We start from the raw sequence: 1,425 nt of genomic DNA, 5'->3' as shown, positions 1-1,425 counted from the left end.
AACGCCTGGCGGTATGAAACGGAGCGGATTTCGAAGCTGTTACGTATCCACCGAAACGGACTTTGCAACAAGCTGTGACGCTCACATTACCAACGCCCCCGCTCTGTTTTATGACCGCTTGTTAGGGGGCGTAAATCATTCATTCTTAACTAAATTAATAGTTCCTTTTACAAATCCTTTTTTATCTCCCTCTGACGATATTAATAAGTCACCATTTTCATAAAAAGATAATCCTTCCGGTTTATAATATGTTTCAGCGGACAATGGAATTATATTTATTAATTGTTTGTCCTTGTATATTGCTATAAATCTGTCGGAAGCAGACAATACATACATTTCTTTAGTTATCGGGTGAATTGCAATTGAAGAAGGATTAAAAAGAATTTTTGTAATTCCTAATTCAGAATAATTTTGAGTTAAAAACATAGATAAATCATCAATGTTTATTTCAAGATAAGGTTCGATTTTATCTAAGTTATTCGCTTTTACTCTATAAATCATCCGTTTTGATTCAACATGATTGACTAAAGCATCTTTACATGCGATGTAGATATACCCGTCACTAAAACAAATCCCCTCGATATTCAAAGAATTTATCTGAAGCATAGTTTGTGATGTTTTTGTTTTATTTTTAAAATCATAAACAAATAAATTCCCATCACTTCTCAGAACATAAACTATATTTTTATTAATGGCTAAATCTTCAAAATCGCCAATATCAGTAAATCGGTAAGAATTAGAAATTTCTTGTTTTTTCAAATCATATGCGAATATGGAACCGATTTCATCTTGAATGCAGTAAATAATGTTTTCAGAACTTAATGCAATACCCGAAACTTCTTTCAATAAATCGGGCATCTCATAAACGCTATCGGGTTTATGGAATTTATATTTTGCCGATTTATACATGGTATTCCTTTCAACAGCTTTAAAATCGAGTGTTGAAGAAATATCTATTGGTTTTATTTTAAACCACTTTCCGTCGTTTGTAAAATACAAATTCTGCTCAATTCCGTCTTTTAATATTTCAACTTTCAGAAAAGTCGTGTCGTTCGTTTTTACTTGTGAGACCTCGTCAAGTGTCCAACCTTGATATTTTTTTTCAAGTTTGCGATTAATTTTGTCTAAAGGGATTTCATTAAGGTTTATAGAGTGTTCACTAAACAATATTGTATTATTTCTTATGCCTATTTCATAGCGTTTACCATCGCATAAGTATTCAACTTCAACATATCCATCTGTTGTTGATTCGACTTCAATAATGTCAGGTTTAGAACATTGCTCATATACTATTTTCATATAGTCTTTTGAGTCTGTTTCAACTTGTTTCTTCTCATTTATCTGTCCGTGACATGCTGTCAATTGCAGACTTGCTAAAATAAATAATAATCGTTTCATTGTCGTTTCTTTTTATGCCCCCTAACG

The 1,425-nt window shown here is 32.0% G+C and carries 1 protein-coding gene; it reads right to left on the bottom strand.

Annotated elements, in window-relative coordinates:
• Nucleotides 1–135: 135 nt before the first annotated feature.
• Nucleotides 136–1,398, bottom strand: a complete 1,263-nt coding sequence (locus EOL86_14965; protein ID NCD26869.1) for a hypothetical protein — start codon at nucleotides 1,396–1,398, stop codon at nucleotides 136–138.
• Nucleotides 1,399–1,425 lie beyond the last annotated feature (27 nt).

This window comes from Deltaproteobacteria bacterium (genome assembly GCA_009930495.1).
In the GTDB taxonomy this organism is placed as follows: Bacteria; Desulfobacterota; Desulfovibrionia; order Desulfovibrionales; family Desulfomicrobiaceae; genus Desulfomicrobium.
Note: the sequence above shows the minus strand (reverse complement) of the source record. Positions and strands in the feature narration are given on the sequence as shown.

Coding starts and splice junctions, on each gene's coding strand:
- EOL86_14965 (NCD26869.1), bottom strand. CDS start 1,398: ATGAAACGATTATTATTTATTTTAGCAAGTCTGCAATTGACAGCATGT.